This is a genomic window from Bradyrhizobium sp. WBOS08 (assembly GCF_024585125.1).
Taxonomy (GTDB): Bacteria; Pseudomonadota; Alphaproteobacteria; order Rhizobiales; family Xanthobacteraceae; genus Bradyrhizobium; species Bradyrhizobium japonicum_B.
Genome location: NZ_CP028988.1, coordinates 5627728 through 5643367 on the forward strand (window position 1 = coordinate 5627728; position 15640 = coordinate 5643367).

General features: G+C 63.6%; 15 protein-coding genes and 1 pseudogene. 5 read left to right on the forward strand and 11 right to left on the reverse strand.

The window, feature by feature from the left end; all coding sequences use genetic code 11:
• Window positions 1-56: 56 nt before the first annotated feature.
• From DCM80_RS26430 to DCM80_RS26440, 3 genes and pseudogenes are all read left to right on the forward strand, one after another.
• On the forward strand, window positions 57-1025 hold the full coding sequence (locus tag DCM80_RS26430; RefSeq protein WP_257194392.1) for a Bug family tripartite tricarboxylate transporter substrate binding protein: 969 nt from the start codon (window positions 57-59) through the stop codon (window positions 1023-1025).
• 104 nt (window positions 1026-1129) lie between these two features.
• Window positions 1130-1471: pseudogene (locus DCM80_RS26435) on the forward strand (GrlR family regulatory protein); the annotation flags it as partial.
• Between the two features lie 186 nt (window positions 1472-1657).
• Window positions 1658-1795 carry a hypothetical protein gene (locus DCM80_RS26440; RefSeq protein ID WP_257180295.1) on the forward strand — a complete coding sequence of 46 codons (138 nt, stop codon included), beginning with the start codon at window positions 1658-1660 and terminating at the stop codon, window positions 1793-1795.
• A 152-nt stretch (window positions 1796-1947) separates the two neighbouring features.
• Here the strand turns inward: DCM80_RS26440 and DCM80_RS26445 are convergent, their stop codons facing one another.
• The 8 genes from DCM80_RS26445 to DCM80_RS26480 form a co-directional block, all read right to left on the reverse strand.
• Window positions 1948-2856, reverse strand: a complete 909-nt coding sequence (locus DCM80_RS26445) for a universal stress protein (RefSeq protein WP_257194393.1) — start codon at window positions 2854-2856, stop codon at window positions 1948-1950.
• A 634-nt stretch (window positions 2857-3490) separates the two neighbouring features.
• A complete protein-coding gene (gene mnhG / locus DCM80_RS26450; RefSeq protein ID WP_257194395.1) occupies window positions 3491-3841 on the reverse strand; it encodes a monovalent cation/H(+) antiporter subunit G in 351 nt (116 codons plus the stop codon).
• Window positions 3838-4119, reverse strand: a complete 282-nt coding sequence (locus tag DCM80_RS26455) for a K+/H+ antiporter subunit F (RefSeq protein ID WP_257194397.1) — start codon at window positions 4117-4119, stop codon at window positions 3838-3840. The genes mnhG and DCM80_RS26455 overlap by 4 nt, the downstream gene beginning before the upstream one ends.
• Entirely contained in the window at window positions 4116-4604 is a 489-nt protein-coding gene (locus tag DCM80_RS26460; protein WP_257194398.1) for a Na+/H+ antiporter subunit E, read from the reverse strand. The genes DCM80_RS26455 and DCM80_RS26460 overlap by 4 nt, the downstream gene beginning before the upstream one ends.
• Window positions 4601-6223 carry a monovalent cation/H+ antiporter subunit D gene (locus DCM80_RS26465; RefSeq protein WP_257194399.1) on the reverse strand — a complete coding sequence of 541 codons (1623 nt, stop codon included), beginning with the start codon at window positions 6221-6223 and terminating at the stop codon, window positions 4601-4603. The genes DCM80_RS26460 and DCM80_RS26465 overlap by 4 nt, the downstream gene beginning before the upstream one ends.
• Window positions 6220-6561 (reverse strand): Na+/H+ antiporter subunit C, encoded by a 342-nt coding sequence (locus DCM80_RS26470; RefSeq protein ID WP_257180289.1) that lies wholly within the window; start codon window positions 6559-6561, stop codon window positions 6220-6222. Before DCM80_RS26470 ends, DCM80_RS26465 begins: the two co-directional genes overlap by 4 nt.
• Window positions 6561-9500, reverse strand: a complete 2940-nt coding sequence (locus DCM80_RS26475; protein WP_373569372.1) for a monovalent cation/H+ antiporter subunit A — start codon at window positions 9498-9500, stop codon at window positions 6561-6563. The genes DCM80_RS26470 and DCM80_RS26475 overlap by 1 nt, the downstream gene beginning before the upstream one ends.
• A gap of 553 nt (window positions 9501-10053) precedes the next feature.
• Entirely contained in the window at window positions 10054-10785 is a 732-nt protein-coding gene (locus DCM80_RS26480) for a DUF3750 domain-containing protein (protein WP_257194401.1), read from the reverse strand.
• 125 nt (window positions 10786-10910) lie between these two features.
• Here DCM80_RS26480 and DCM80_RS26485 point away from each other — a divergent pair, with 125 nt between their 5' ends.
• The gene (locus DCM80_RS26485; protein WP_257194402.1) at window positions 10911-11165 is read left to right on the forward strand and encodes a hypothetical protein; all 255 of its coding nucleotides are present in this window, start codon (window positions 10911-10913) and stop codon (window positions 11163-11165) included.
• Window positions 11166-11242: 77 nt separating this feature from the next.
• Window positions 11243-11599: a hypothetical protein gene (locus DCM80_RS26490; RefSeq protein ID WP_257194403.1), complete on the forward strand. Its 357-nt coding sequence runs from the start codon at window positions 11243-11245 to the stop codon at window positions 11597-11599.
• Between the two features lie 107 nt (window positions 11600-11706).
• Here the strand turns inward: DCM80_RS26490 and DCM80_RS26495 are convergent, their stop codons facing one another.
• From DCM80_RS26495 to DCM80_RS26505, 3 genes are read right to left on the reverse strand one after another with little or no spacing between them, the layout of a single operon-like run.
• Window positions 11707-12324 carry an Isoquinoline 1-oxidoreductase subunit gene (locus DCM80_RS26495; RefSeq protein WP_257194404.1) on the reverse strand — a complete coding sequence of 206 codons (618 nt, stop codon included), beginning with the start codon at window positions 12322-12324 and terminating at the stop codon, window positions 11707-11709.
• A gap of 7 nt (window positions 12325-12331) precedes the next feature.
• A complete protein-coding gene (locus DCM80_RS26500) occupies window positions 12332-12856 on the reverse strand; it encodes a (2Fe-2S)-binding protein (protein ID WP_257194405.1) in 525 nt (174 codons plus the stop codon).
• Complete coding sequence (locus DCM80_RS26505) at window positions 12853-15624, reverse strand: xanthine dehydrogenase family protein molybdopterin-binding subunit (RefSeq protein WP_257194406.1); 2772 nt, start codon at window positions 15622-15624, stop codon at window positions 12853-12855. Before DCM80_RS26505 ends, DCM80_RS26500 begins: the two co-directional genes overlap by 4 nt.
• Between the last annotated feature and the right edge of the window lie 16 nt (window positions 15625-15640).

Sequence of the window (15640 nt, forward strand, 5' to 3'; positions counted from 1 at the left end):
GGTATACCCCGAACCGGACCAAGGTGAACCCGCTTCTGATCAGGAGGGAGACCAACATGCGGTTCATCCGAATTGCTTTCGCGGTCGCCGGCTTCGCTGTGCTGATGCTGGAGCCTCTCACAGCCCAGAACCGCACCACGCCCCTTCGCATCATCTACCCGTTTGCCGGAGGAGGGTCCGGCGACGTCCTGACCCGGTTGGTTGCCGATCGGCTGGGCGTGGTGCTCGAACGTCCGGTGATCGTGGAGCCACGTGCGGGAGCCGCCGGCCGCCTCGGCGTGCAGGCTGTCAAGACGTCCGAGCCGGACGGCAACACGCTGCTGGCCACTCCGATAGCGCCAATGGCGGTGTATCAAAGCGTCTATCCCGCCCTCGACTACGATCCGGTCAAGGACTTCGCGCCGGTCTCACAGATTGCCACCTTTGATTTCGGCATCTGCATCGACCCGAAGATTCCCGCCAGCAACATTTCCGAGCTCGTCACTTGGCTGAAGGCAAACCCCGCCAAGGCGAACTTCGGCACACCGGGCGCAGGCACGCTTCCCCATTTCTTCGGATTGATGTTCGCGAAGGCCGCCGGCGTGCCGCTGCAGCACATCGCCTACAAGGGAGGCACGGTCGCCCTAACCGACCTGATGGGTGGCCAGATCCCCATCGTCTTCCTGTCGACCAATGAATTGGCCGAGTTGCACAAGGTTGGTCGGATACGCGTGCTGGCGACCTCCGGCGTGCAACGATCGACATTCCTGCCAGATGTTCCAACGTTCAGGGAGATCGGATACGACATCGAAGGTGGCGGTTGGTGGGGGTTCTTTGCACCTGCCGGCACTCCGGCCGCGACGGTATCCAAGCTGAGCGGTGCAATCGCGCGGATTGTCCAGGAGGACGACGTCAAGGCGCGCATTGCGCAGATCGGACTGAGGCCGACCGGTACATCGCCCGAGGAATTTGCCCGCATTCAGCGCGAGGATATCGAACGCTGGGCTGTGCCGATCAAGGCGTCCGGCTTCAGGCCGGAGCAGTAGGACCGGCATGGACGCGCCATTCACCGGGAATACGATGGCGCTTTCGCTGTGGCGAGGATCTCATGACGTTCTGCCCGTGAGCTTCGCGGCACGATTGGTAGCGGATCGCCGACGGGCTCCATGGGATGAGCCTGCGCGCGCTCGACGGTGTCGATGCCGGTCTCTCCGGCGTGATGCTGCTGATCGACGGCCGCATCCTCGGCGGCGATGCGTTCTTCTACTATCTCGGATCTTATTCCTCGGCAGATGGCCGCTGGAAGGGCGAGATGCTGAACCAGGAGCACACGCCAGCGAAGGGTGAGAACCCCGTGTTCGGCGGCTTCGAGGTCGGGATCGGCTTCTGCGGGACATGCACGGCCGATAGCGGCGAGCTCGAGGGCATCGCACTGGCGGGGAAGCGCAGCCTGCGGCTGGCGGCGTCGCTCAAGCTGATGCGAAGGGCGTAAGCTGCTGCAAGCAAGGGGAACGGCAGTTCCCTTAAGCTTCGCCTCGAGCGATCTCCGCAGGCGCTTCCAAGCCGACCTGGAGCAGAATCCTCAATTTCGCTCGCTTTTTGCGGTACCAAAGTCTTGGAGACGGAGTTCTCCAGCGACGGTCAGCCGGTCACCAAAGCGCGACGCGGAGATTGATCAATGCCAAAGCATGATGAAACATCGGAGCAGCGGGAAAAGCGGGAACTCGACGAGGAATTGGATCGGCAGTTGCAGCAGACCTTTCCCGCGAGCGACCCACCGAAAATCACGCGCAGCCAGCCAAACAAGCGGAACTGAGCTGGACTGTCCGCATCGATGCGCACGCACTGCGACCGTGCCGGATGAAACCTGCGGAGGCGGGCGCGACCGGCACAGTCGGCTTCAGTCATAATGTCCCCGAGATCGCGGACGATCTGATCGGCGCACGATGACGTGATCAAGCGCAAGCCTCAGGTGCGGGTTGCGGCTTCGATCCTGGACCGATCGTCCGGATTCGACGCTCGGAGTTCGACGGGAGGCACGACCAGGACGTCCACATTCACGGAACGCAGGACTTCTTCCGTTGCGCTCCCGATCAACGCCCGCAGCAAGCCGGATCTGCTGTGCGTGCCCATCACCAGCAGGTCAGGCCGTTTCTCCTCGACGGCACGGGTTATAACCTGCACCGCTTCGCCTTCGCCAACCCGAAGCGACCATCGTCGCATGTCGAACCCATTGGTCACGAGAAAGGCGCTCAGTTCCTCCGCCGCTCTGTGCCGCTCGCTCTCGACGTATCCATCGATGACGGCGGTGCTCGCGCCAGAGCTGATCAGCCGCGTCTTTCCCATAGGCGAGAAGGCATGCAGAAGCGTTGCCCCTTCATCTTCAAGCAGCCCGGTGGATAGACCGACGCGAATTGCTTGTGCGGACGTGTCGGACATGTCGACCGGCACCAGAACCCGCTCGTAGTGCCGCTGCGCCTCATTGTTCACCATCAGCACCGGATACTTTCCTCCGCGAATGACCCGCTCGATAGTGGTACCTGTGACCATATCGCGCAAAAACTGCTTGCGATGAGCGCCCATGACGACGAGATCCGCGCCGGCCGCCGCGGCGGCGCGCGATATCCCATCGACGGGATGGCCCTTGATGACCGTCGGATGACAGCGAATATCGCGCAGTTCCGGTACGGCTCCGATCTGCTCGATCAGGACCCGATGTGCCTCGCGCTCTTCCATGTGGACCAGATCAGGCGGTCGATCATCGTCAACCACATGGACAAGATGCAGCTCAGCATGCCGGGCGCGAGCCAGCAGACCCGCTTGCCGCACAGCGCGATGTGAGCGTGTCGAGAAATCCGTCGCAGCGACGATGTTCATGTCAGGACCTCATATTGGCCAGCGGTGGCGGCAAAGCGCTACCGGCTGTGGCAATTCGATTGGTTTGGGGGAACGGCTTATGATGCCGGATCGCGCGGACCCGCCGCGAGACGTGCAGGCGATCGCGTGGCGCTTGAACGCAACGATGTGCACTGGGGCGCGAGGCGACAAGGCACCTCCGACGTCAATCTCTTACATCACGGATCGGTGGCGGGCGCCGAGCAAATGCCGCGCGGAATCCGTCGGGATCACAAATCCAGATGAACATGATCCATGAAGTCAGGACGAACAGTGCTAAAAATACCGACATGGAGAACTCCCGGTTTGGTTCAGAACCTTGAGGTGCCGCGCCCGGGCGATGTGGAATCGCCCGGGTTACCGGCCGATCAGCAGCCGGTTCCCATGAATTCGATATTGAAGCGCTCTGGCCATCATATCCTCTGTTTACGGATGGCCGAAGACCATCCCGGATCGCTGGAGGTCGCGGCGAACTCGCACGCGGCCCGGCTCATCTCCACACTCAATTTGGGTATGCGCGGCTCGAGTTCAAATGCGGCATTTAGCCGGCCTTGGCCGGTCCGCAGAGACGCCTGGAACGAGCGCGCAGTTGGCGAATGAGGCCCCGGGCCTGGTCTCAATCGGCCTCCGGCTCGCCGGCCTGAGTAATCCGTTCGGCAGTATCGCGAAACCGGGCCGCACCCACCAACACAGTCAGCGCAATCGGAGTCGTCACGATGCCCAACGCCACAATCAGCATTTCATGCAACACTGGTCTGCTCTGCAGGACGGAGAAGTAGAGCATTGAAGCGACCGCGATGAAAAAAGTGCCGAGCGTCGTCCCGAGTGTCGGCGCATGGACCCGTTCGTAGAACGTGTTGAGCCGCAAAAGCCCCAGCGAACCGATCAGCGTGACAGAAGCGCCGAGCAGAAGGAGAACCGCCGTGAGAGCAGCGGCCCAGGGCTGCAATTGTTCGATGCCGTTCATTCGATCACCTCGCCGCGGAGCAGGAACTTGGCCAACGCGACCGTGCCGACGAAACCGAAGACCGCCATGGCCAGAGCCGCCTCGAAATAGAGCGGCTCGCCGGATCGGATTCCGAACGTCAAAAGCAGCAACATCGCATTCACGGACAAGGTGTCGAAGCCCAGGACGCGGTCCTGCGCCCGCGGCCCGAGAAAAACGCGGACAGCACCGCATCCGATCGCCAGTCCCACCAAGATCTGCGCGACAACGAGCGAGTAGTTGAGCACGAGCTGGCTCATCGGAATATCTCCAACAGATGGCGTTCGTAACGGTCCTTGATGGTGCGGATCCAGTCGTCTTCATCGACGAGGTCCAGAACATGGATCAACAACGAGCCCTTCTGAGCATCGAAGTTCACCCAAAGCGTGCCGGGGGTCGACGTAATGATCCAAGCCAAGCAGGCCAGCCCGTACGGATTGCGCATGTCGAGAGGAATGTTCACGAATCCCGACTTTCGGTGCCGCCGCCCGAAGCCGAGAACGATCTGCGCCACCGCAAGATTTGAGCGGATGACGTCAACCGCCACCAGGCCCAACAATCGCAGCATGAGGCCGGGGCGCCTGAGGCGTGTATGCGGCAGCTCGAGCACGGTGAGAATCCGACCGCCTGCGAGCGCAACGACACAACCGAGGAGGAGATGGCCGAACGTAAGCGCTTGATTGAGCAGCAGCCACAATGCGAGCAGGCAGAAGCTGACGATTGGAAAGGGCAGGAAGCGTGTCATTTGCTGTCCGCCTTTCGACTGTCTCGGACGCCAGTTTCCAGGATGTCACCGACGTAGCCGGTTGGCGCGTGCAGAGACTGCGCCGTAGCCTGCATGAAACGAATCACGGGTCCCGCCAAGACCGTTTGTGCCGCGCAAATGATCAGCAGGAACATGATCGGCGCAATCTCGATCAGGCGTACACGCGGCACCGTGCGATCCGGCGACGCCCAGAAGATGCGGATTCCGGCGCGTGTCATCGCAATCAACGTCGCGAGGCCGGACAGAATCAGCACCACGAGAAATGCCCATGCGCTGCCGGGAACGGTACCGCTCCGATGCACGGCTGCCGGGTCGAGCGCCGCAGCGAGCAGCGCAAACTTGGCGATGAACCCTGATAAGGGCGGCAAGCCGGCGATCACCAGCGCGCATCCAATGAAAGCGACGCCCAGCCACGCCATGGTGGCTACGATGGCGATGCCGACATTCTCGTCTGTTTCTTCCACTTCGACTTCTTCACCATAAGCCTCCCTGGTGACGGCGATCACGTCCGCACCAGGTTCGCGGCCACGTTCAATGAGTTCGATGAGAAGGAAAAACGCGCTGATGCCGAGCGTCGAACTGACCAGGTAGAAGAGCGCGCCGCCGGTGACGCCGACTTGTCCCATCCCTGTCGCGGCGAGCAAGGTTCCAGAGGATACGAGCACCGAAAAGCCGCCGAGGCGGGCGGTGTCCTGCGACGCCAATGTGCCGATCGCTCCGAACAGGATCGTCGCCAATCCTCCCCACAACAACCAGTCGCTGCCGAAGCCGGCCGAAGCGCCGGTTCCTTCGTCGAAAAGCAACAGCGATAGTCGGAGCACGACATACACGCCGACCTTGGTCATGATCGCGAAGATCGACGCGACCGGCGGAGTTGCGGCTGCGTAGGCCGTGGGCAGCCAGAAGCTCAGGGGCCACATCCCGGCTTTGAGCAGGAAGGCGACTGCCAGCACGCCGGCACCGGCTTCGAGCAAGCCGCGGCTCTCCGCGGCGACCTGCGGCATCCGCGCCGCAAGATCGGCCATGTTGAGCGTCCCCGTGACGCCGTAGATCAGGCTGACTCCGATCAGAAACAGCAAAGAGGCCGCAAGGTTCACGACGACGTAATGCAGTCCCGCCTTCACCCGCGTGAGGCCGGAGCCATGCAGCAGAAGGCCGTATGAAGCCGCCAGCAACAGTTCGAAAAATACGAAAAGATTGAAGAGATCGCCGGTGAGAAAGGCGCCGTTGAGGCCCATCAGCAGGAACTGAAACAAGGAATGGAAATGCGCACCCGCCCGGTGCCAACGCGCAAGAGAGAACACAGCCGAAGCCAGCGCCAGCACGTTGCTCAGCATCAGCATGAGCGCGGACAGCCGATCGAGGACGAGGACTATTCCGAACGGTGCAGGCCAATTGCCCAAACGATAGACGATGCGGGATCCGGAATCGGATAATCCAAGCAGGATCGCCGCGATCCATACCAGTGCGAGGGTTCCCGCGACGTTGAGGCCGGCGACGATGGTCCGGTGCTTTTCTCCATTGAGCAGCAGCATGCCGGCACCTGCCAGCAGCGGGAGGATGATGGGCGCAATGACCAAACCCACGGCGCCGCTCACGCTTCCGGCTCCTGACCGTCGACGTGATCGGTTCGTGCGAGGCCGCGTGCTGCGAGGAGGACCACCAGGAACAGCGCGGTGGTCGCAAAGCTGATGACGATCGCAGTCAGGACGAGCGCCTGTGGGAGCGGATCAGCATGCTTGGCGGCATCTCCGATTTCCTTTGCGATGAGCACGGGAGCCCCGGTCCGCAAGCGCCCCATGGCCACGATGAAGAGGTTGACGGCATAGGATAGCAGCGACAGCCCGATGATGACCTGAAACGTCCGCGGCCTGAGGATCAGCCAAACGCCGGACGCCGCAAGCGTACCAATGCCAATCGCCAGCACGAGCTCCATCAGGCCAATCCCTCCTTCGACCGCTCAGCCGTCAGGCGCTGGCCGGTCTGATGCGCAATTCCGTAGCGGCGCAACGATTGATGCGCGATGGCGATGAGCATCAGCACCGTGGCGCCGACCACGAGAGAGAACACGCCGATGTCGAACAGGAAGGCGCTGGCCATGGGAACGCGGCCGACCAGTGGCAGCTCGGCATACGAAAAGTAAGAGGTCAGGAAGGGATATCCGACAACGCAGGCAGCAGCTCCTGTACATCCTGCCAGCAACAGCCCCACGCCGATCCAGCGCACCGGCAGGACGTGGAGGCGCGATTCCACCCATGTCGTGCCGCGGGCCATGTACTGCAGGATGAACGCGGTTGCCATCGCCACGCCGGCCACGAAACCTCCGCCGGGAAGGTCATGCCCGCGCAACAGGAGGAAGATCGCCACCACTCCGATCACCGGGAAAAGCAGACCCATCATCAGCGCGGCAATGGCCGTCGCCTCCCTTTTGGTGTCGCCCTTCTGCCGATCGGGATGTGCCTCGTCGTGACTATCCTGGGCGTGCTGCTGTTCAGGAACGGGAATGCTCTCTGGCGCCGGACGGAAGCGGCGCAAGAGCGCGTAGACAGTCAGCGCAACAACCGCAAGCACCGTGATCTCACCCAACGTATCGAATCCACGGAAGTCCACCAGGATGACGTTGACCACGTTGGTCCCGCCGCCCTTCGTGTAGGCATTTTCGACGAAATACCGCGAGATGCTGTCGGTATCCGGGCGCTGCATGGCCGCCAGCGCAATCGCCGCCAGCCCGACGCCGACAAAGAGCGCGATGGCAAAGTCACGAACGCGATGCCATCGGATCCTGCCGGATCCCTTGTCCGAACTCGCTGGTGTCACGCGTTTCGGCAGCCATCGCAAGCCGAGCAAGAGGAGGACCGTCGTGACGGTCTCCACGACGATCTGTGTCAGCGCGACATCCGGAGCGGACAGCCATACGAAGCTGATGCAGGTCACGAGACCGGCGGTCCCGAGCAGTATCAGCGCGACGACACGATGGAATTTCGCCTGTACTGCAGCTCCGATAGCGCAGGCGGCGCCGACCGCCCAGAGCAAGGCAAAGACGGGATCGAACTCGCCGGCCAGGGGATCGGTCAGCATGATGCCGCGTGCATGGAGCGGCAGCAAGGCAGCGAGGAAAGCGATGCCGGCCAGAACCCTCAACTGCGGCTGGAGATGTCTCGTCCCGAGCTTGCTCTCGAGCCATCGTGCAAGCCGCCAGGACAACGTCACCATCAACCAGTCGAAAATTTGCTTGCCGCTGAAGCGGCGGAGCAAGGGTGGGCCTTCGTGGGCAAGCAGGTACGAGCGCAGCATCGCATAGACGGCGACGCCACCGACCATCGCGACGATGCTCATCAGCAATTCGGGGGTAAAGCCGTGCCAAATGCGCAGACTGTATTCCGGCATCTTGGAGCCGAGAACTGCTTGAGCTGCCGTATCGAGAATGGGTGCAACGGTCAAGGAGGGCGCGATACCGACGACGACGCATGCGAGCACCAGAAGTTCGGCGGGAAGCCGCATCAGGAGCGGCGGTTCGTGGGGCGTATGCGGAAGGCCGACCGGAGCCGGCCCGAAGAACACGTCGCGAATGAACCGCAGCGAATAGGCCACGCTGAAAGTGCTCGCGGCGGTGACGATATAGGGAAGCGCCCGGTCGACAAGCGAGTTGTCGTGGATCTCGATGGTTTCGGCGAAGAACATTTCCTTGGAGAGAAATCCGTTCAATAGCGGGACTCCCGCCATTGAGCCCGCGGCGACCATGGCCAAGGTCGCCGTGATCGGCATGACGGTCCATAGACCGCTCAGGCGGCGAATGTCGCGCGTGCCCGTTTCATGGTCAATGATGCCCGCGGCCATGAAAAGCGACGCCTTGAAGGTCGCGTGATTCATGATGTGAAAGATGGCGGCGATCTGACCGAACGGGGTATCGAGTCCGGTCAGGAGCGTGATCAAGCCGAGATGGCTGATTGTCGAGTAGGCGAGGAGCCCTTTCAAATCCTGCTGGAACACGGCGAGAAACGCGCCCAGAAGAAACGTGATCAAGCCGGCAGATCCTACCAGCCACAACCACTCGTTCGTTCCGCCCAGAGCCGGCCAGAGCCGCACCAGGAGGAACACGCCGGCCTTCACCATGGTGGCTGAATGAAGATAGGCGGACACGGGCGTCGGAGCCGCCATCGCGTGCGGAAGCCAGAAATGAAAGGGAAACTGGGCGCTTTTGGTGAGAGCGCCGAGCAGGATCAACACGAGCGCGGGGACGTAGAGCGCATGCGAGCGGATCGCGTCTCCGGAGGCCAACACCTTGTCCAGGTCGTAGCTGCCGACAATGTGCCCGATCAGCAGCACGCCGGCGAACAGGCAAAGGCCGCCGCTCGAAGTGATCACGAGCGCCATTCGCGCGCCGTCCCTTGCGGTCGAATTGTGGTGCCAGTAGCTGATCAGCAAGAACGAAAACAGGCTGGTCAGCTCCCAGAAGAACACCAGCTGCAGCAGGTTTCCGGACAGCACGATCCCGAGCATGGCGCCCATGAACGCGAGCAGCAGCGAAAAGAAGCGCGGAACGGGATCGCTGGGCGACATGTAGTAGCGAGCATACAGCACCACCAGAAAGCCGATTCCGGTGACCAGCATGGCGAAGGCCCAGGCGAAGCCGTCAACTCTCAGAACAAACGCGAGGTCGAGTTCGGCAACCCACTCCGTTCGCCAGGCGATGACGCCGCCATTCGTGACGCCGGGATAGGCCGTGGCTGTGAGGACAAAGGCAGCAAGAGCGACGCTTCCCGCGAGCCATGCCTCAGCATCGCGCGCATTGACCCGCAGGAGAGCCGCAATGAAGCTTCCGGCGAAAGGAAGGACGAGAACGGCAAGGAGAAACATCGCGTTCGGCTGCCTCATCTGCGGGGTAAAGGACGTGTGTTTCGCTCACCCGATTGCTTAGCTGAGGCAGGAAGATATCTCCACCGCTAGATTTAGCAGCTGTTGGCGCCTGCGTGGTGAGCCGCCATCCTCCGATGCCGCCAACGAGTCACTCGGTTTGAAATGGTGCAGTCAGATCCAGTGGGAGACGGTACCGATCGCAGCGGCTAACGCGGCTGCGAGAGCGCCAAGCAACGTATAGAAGCCGCACAGCGCTATTGCCCGCCACACACTTGTCTCAGCAGGCGCGGTGTCGTCGGGTAGGCTCGGATCAGAGCGGCATCGCATTTGCCCGCGGCCGTTCGTTGTTCCATTGCAAGCTGTCCGAAGTATAGCCGCGTCCTCTCACATCGCGGCTCACATTCCTGTCAAACCGTCGCCTTGGCTTGGTCCTTGAAGCGAACAAGATGTCGCAGCAGGTGCGAGAGGCCGAATACGCTTTTCGCCCGCTCGGCAGGACGAGGTAAAGTCCATGCCTGCAAACCGGGGTTACCGCTGGCGTGATTGACGCAGGTTCTGCTGCCAATCCCGCTCACACGCCGGGGCGAAGCCCAACGCGGCCGAGGCCGGGTAGCTTGAGCGCCGGGCGCCGGATGTCGAAGCCGAGCACGGCACCGAAGAAATTGATCTCCAGGCCTTCGACCCAGCCGATCGAGAAGCCGAGATATCCGGCAAGCGAGGCATAGATGCCCGTGCCTGACGCCGTTATGCCGGCCCATCTGCCGGTGTACGGGAAGTCCTTGCCGATCGCGGTCGGCGGCAGGACGGCGCGAAGCTCGGGGACGGCGTCGAGCGCGGCCTGCACGAAGGTGTTGGAATTGGGACCAGGCCAGACGCTGTAATCGCCATAGGATCGAAACTTGTAGTTTTCAATCACATGTCTGATCTTGGGGATCAGCGCCTCCGCGCGCGCTCCATCGACGGCGACGATGGTTTCCGGCGCGGCGCCGAACCATCGACCGTCCGGAGCAAAGCCGTTGGTGCGGATCGGCTCGCCCCACGCCGTGTAGTCATACCGGGTGTAGGTCGGCGCATCCTTCTCCTTGACGACGATCCAGGTGTGAACCGCGAAGATGCTGCGCCATCTCACCGTTCTCGCCCCGAACACCCGTATGACGGCTTCGGAATTGGCGGCAGCGGCGGGCAGAAGGCCGGCGCTCGACCGATCGGCGGTTTGCCAATTCTCGCGGCCATCGCCCAGCCAGAGATATCTCACCGCTGAGGCGGCCAGCGGTGCCAAGACGAGGAACAGAAGGATGAGCAAGGGCTTCTTCAAGGGAGTGATACGGCGGGGCTTGTGACCAACCATATAGTTCGCATGAACGCTGGCGCCATAGCACCTGAGATCAGGATGTTGGTTTGCAACCGCGGCAGGATTGGAGTTCGCGCATGGACATCAAGGAAGCAGAGGCGATGACGGAGGCCTCCGGGCTCACTGACCAGCAGGACCGCGGGAACCAGACCACGACCCAGCGATTGGGTTCCGAAGAGAAAGCAGGAACGGTCCGGTCGCAGCTCAACTCGCCTTCGCCGGAGTCCGCGACGCGATGGGCCGACCAGCTGCGCGAGATGGCGGCGAGGGCGCCGTTACGGTCGTTGCTCGTGGCTTTTCTCGCCGGGGCATGGATCGCTCGCCGGCGTTAGGAGCTGGAGTTGGGCGCGACTGCCGCAAGAGAAAACTGCAGCGACCTGAGCGATCGCTGGTGCATGGAGGGACGGACATGAAGCTTCTTGCCATCGCGGCGACGATCCTGCTGGGCAGCATTTCATTCGCCATGGCGCAAAGCTCGGGGGGCGGCGCTTCCGGCGGTTCTTCATCCGGCGGCGGCACGAGCGGAGCCGGCCCGGGCGGTACCGGCGGTTCGACGCTCTCGAATGGGACCACGCTGAGCGGAACTGGGGGGTCGCCGGGCCCCAACACGTCCAATGCAAAGAACAAGGGAACGACAGGTGAGCGACTTGGCGTCACGCCTTCTGGTCAGGAAGCCAGCGGATCTCGACCGACTTACAACACGCCCGCCGCAAATGCTGCCGTCCAGCAGCTTGGAAACACCAATACGGGCATCCTCAAGAAGTGAGGATGTATCGGTGCCCAGGCGATGGCTCGAGCGCCGAGAGGCAGATCGTGCTGTCCATGCCGCCTTGCCGTCGGAAGCGGAGGTCGCGAGTATTCGCCTTCGCCAGCTCACGGCGCCGGACATGCCGCTCCGGTCTTCACCCAGGCCTCGACCAGCGCGCCGGCCTGATCCTGCGTGCCCGGCACGGGTGCGCGGCCGAAGCCTGGCTTCCAGGCCCATCCGACCAGGGTGTCCTTGCCGATGTGATCGATCAGCTCCTCGACCTTGCGCCCGCCGTTGCGGCTGGGATCCCTGAGTTGCTGACAGATCTCGCCGACGGACTTGCCTTCCCAGGCCATCTCGCGCGGGGCGAGGTGCCATTCGGGATGGCCGGGGATGCGGCCCGGTTCGAAATTGGCGTTCTGGTGGCAGGTGTGGCAGCGCATCGCCTCGAGGCCGTGGCCGTCGGCGCCGCGCGAGACCGGCGGCTGATGCAGGCGGGGATTGTCGCCTTGGCGTGGGCTGTCGCCCGCCGGATGGCAATTGGTGCAGCGCGGATGGGTCAGGACTTTTCCGAGCTCGGTGAAGATCGCCGCCGAGCGCTTCTCGGTGTCGACGATGCCGGCAAAACTCTCGGGCGAGGCCAGCGCGTGGCTCGCCCCGTCCGATGCAGCGTATGTCGCACCAAGGCTGCCCGCGAGTGCCGCGATCACGGTCATCGTCTTGAACTGCGTATATGGCATCATTGGCCGCTCATTTGGTCGCGACAAGATAGCGATTCGAATCGGCGAGGATCACGTCGCGCACCGCCTCGTGGTACTTGATGTAGCCGGTGCAGCGGCAGAGATGACCGTCGAGCGCATCCGCGATCGTCTGCTCCAGCGCCTCGCGCGACACCGGCTTGCGCGCCAGGCGCTCCAACAGCACCTGGCCTTCGCCAAGAAAGCCGGCGGTGCAGTAGCCGCACTGGAAGGCGAAATGGTCGATGAAGGCCCTTTGCAGGGCTGAGAGCTGGCCGTCCTTGGCATGGCCTTCGACGGTGCGAATCGACTTGCCGTCGAAATTCACGGCGGGCGCGATGCAGGTCGGGCTGGTGTAGCTGGTGCCGTCGGGCGCATCGACGATGATGGCGCAGCTCAGGCATTGCGCGGCGCCGCAGCCGAACTTGGTCCCGGTCATGCCCAGCACTTCGCGCAGAAAATCGTTCATCGAGAGATCGTCGCGGACCTCCATCGGACCGTGCTTCTGGCCGTTGATGGTGAGGCTGAGGGTCGTCACGCGAGCACTCCCTTCAGGAGGTTTGAGGTGACCGGCAGCGCGCGGAAGCGGTGACCGGTGGCATCATGAATGGCGTTGATCAGCGCCGGCACGATCGGGATCATGACGACCTCCGCCATGCCCTTAGGTGCCTTATCCTCGGTCAGCGGCTTCAGCATCTCGATCTCGAGATCGCGTAGCGGCAGGTCCGAGCCGCGCGCGACCAGGTAGCGGCCGAGATTCCATTCACCGTTGCCGGGCCCGCCTTCGAACGGCGGCAGGGTTTCCAGCAGCGCGTAGCCGACGCCCATGGCGAAGCCGCCGTGGGACTGGCCCATCACCACCTCAGGCACGAGCGCCGTGCCGCATTCGAACACGCTGTAGGCCTTGGCGATGCGCAAGTTCCCGGTGGCCCGCTCGATCTCCACGCGAACGAGGGTGCCGCACATCGAGGTATAGGCGGTGCCTATGCGGTTGTTGTCGGTCGGCGGAAACTTGACGCCGGTGCGGCCGATCCGCTCGAAGGCGCCGTTGCCGCGGCGGATCGCCAGCGCGTCGATCTCGGCGCGGTACTGCTCGCCGAACAGGGGGAAGCGGGCGCGCGACCAGGCCCAGCGGGAGAAGCTGTGCGTCACCGCGCCGGTGACGAAGCCGCGCGCATGGGCGGTGGCCGCGAGCACGGGCAGGGCCAGCGGCGCGAGGCCGGGCATCGTGAGCTGTCCGTTCTGCCAGCGCGCGCTCGCCCATTGCCTGGCGCGCGGATCGTTCTTCGGGATGCGCCACAGCTCCAGCGCCGCGGGCCACAGGCCGAAGCGGAAGATGACGCGGGCAGCCTCTGCCGAGGAATGCGTGCCGACATGCGCGCCGATCGAGGCCGAAGTCGCCGAGCTGATCGAGGGCACCCAGCGCGGATTGCGCTCGGCGGCGTCCTGGGTCTTCTGGTCCATCGTGTAGGGATCGCCCGAGGTGACGAGGCCGAGGACGTCGTAGCAATCGACGCGGGCGACAGAGACCTCGTCGGCGATGGCGCCGAGATGGCCGGCAACGCGGTTCGCGAGCGCGGTGCCGATGCCGTTCCCCATCTCGACATGGTCGCAGAAGATCGCGATCCTGCCGTCAGGGGACAGCTCGACGCGGCCGAGCGAGCAGTCCGCGCCGGAGCCGTAATCCTTGGTCACGCACGCAACCCCCGTGCCGGCCAGCCGGTCGGAAGACGCCTGCTTGAACTGCGCGCGCTGCCGCCAGATCGGATGCTGTTCCAGCTTGTCCAGGATCTCGGGCGTGCGCACCGAGACGATGTAGGGATTGCCGGTCATGGTCCGGCCGTTCTGCTTGAGTGCGTTGCGGCGGCGGAACTCGATCGGATCGAGCTTGAGCTTGCTGGCCGCCTCGTCGATCAGCACTTCGAGCGCGGTCATGGTCTGCAGCGTGCCGTAGCCGCGCATCGAGCCTGCGGTCACGCCGCGCGAATGCATCGCCACCGTGGTGACGTCGACCTTGGGGATGTCGTAGATGCCGATCGCGCCGGTGGCGGCGACCACGGCGACATTGGCGGAGAAATTGGCGAGGCCGCCGCCGTCGAGCACGTGATCGGCGGCGAAGGCCTTGATCAGGCCGGTGTTGCGATCGATGCCGATGCGCGAGCGCATCTTGATGGGGTGACGCTTGATGCCGCCCTGGAACTGCTGGTAGCGGTCGTGCGCCAGCCGCACCGGCTTGCCGGGGAAACAGATCGCGGCCAGCGCGACATAGAGGATGAAGGGGGTGTGGTCGCGTCCGCCAAAGCCACCGCCGACATGCGCGAATTGCGCGTTGATATGCGAAGGCTTGTAGGGGGCGCGCGCCTTGGCGAGCAGATGCGCGAGCGACTCCGCGGCCTCGTAAGGCGACTGCACGCCGAGCACGAGCTCGAGATTGCCACCTTTGCCGCTGTACCAGGCGAGCCCGCATTCCGGCTCCAGGAACATCGGGTCGACCGACTGCGTCTCGAACTCGCGGTCCAGCACCAGGAGCGAAGCATCCTCCGTCGCAAGCTCGGCGCGGATCTGTTCGCCATATCTGGCGGCCTTGGCGTAATCGGGGGGCATCTCCTTCGCCAGCGGCGACCACACCGGCAGCGCCGCGCTCTGCACCTTCTTGGGCGAGACCCAGCCGGCCTGGATCGGCGAATAGACGTCGGGCTTCTCGGGCGAGGAGCCAGCCACGCGGGTGAAGCGATAGGCGCCATAGTCGGGCGCAATCACCGGGCCGGTCTCCTCGCCGAATTTCACGAAGGTGCCGTCGCGCAGGGCGAGGCGCGCCCGGTCGAATGCGTCGAATGTCTCGAAGATCAGCAACGCCACCGGCTGCCCCAGATAGAGCGGCGTCTTGCCGAGCGGGCAGAACAGGTCGCCGGCGTAGAACTCCGGAACCTGCGTGCCAATGCGATCGAGGTCGGCGGCGGTGACGACGACCGACGGTTTCAGCGCGCCCGCGAGCCGGGCGAGGTCGAGGCCGGCATAGACATGCGTGGCGTCATTGGCGCGGACCAGGATCGCATGCGAAGTGGTCCGCGGCCAGCCGGGGAGATCGTTGGCGCGGAAGTCGGAGGCGTAGAGCTTTGCGCCGGTGACTTTCGCGACGCCGTCGACCCGGCCGGCGCCATTGGCCGCGGGGTTGAACTGCCCCCGTCCGGGAAGCGTCTCGTGCGCCGCGAAGGGACCGCTTGCCGCCGAAGCGAGGTGTGAGAGGCTGACCGAAATGCCTCCCGCCGACAACCACTTCATGAACGTGCGTCGCGAAGGCCGCATGATCTGATCCCTGTGC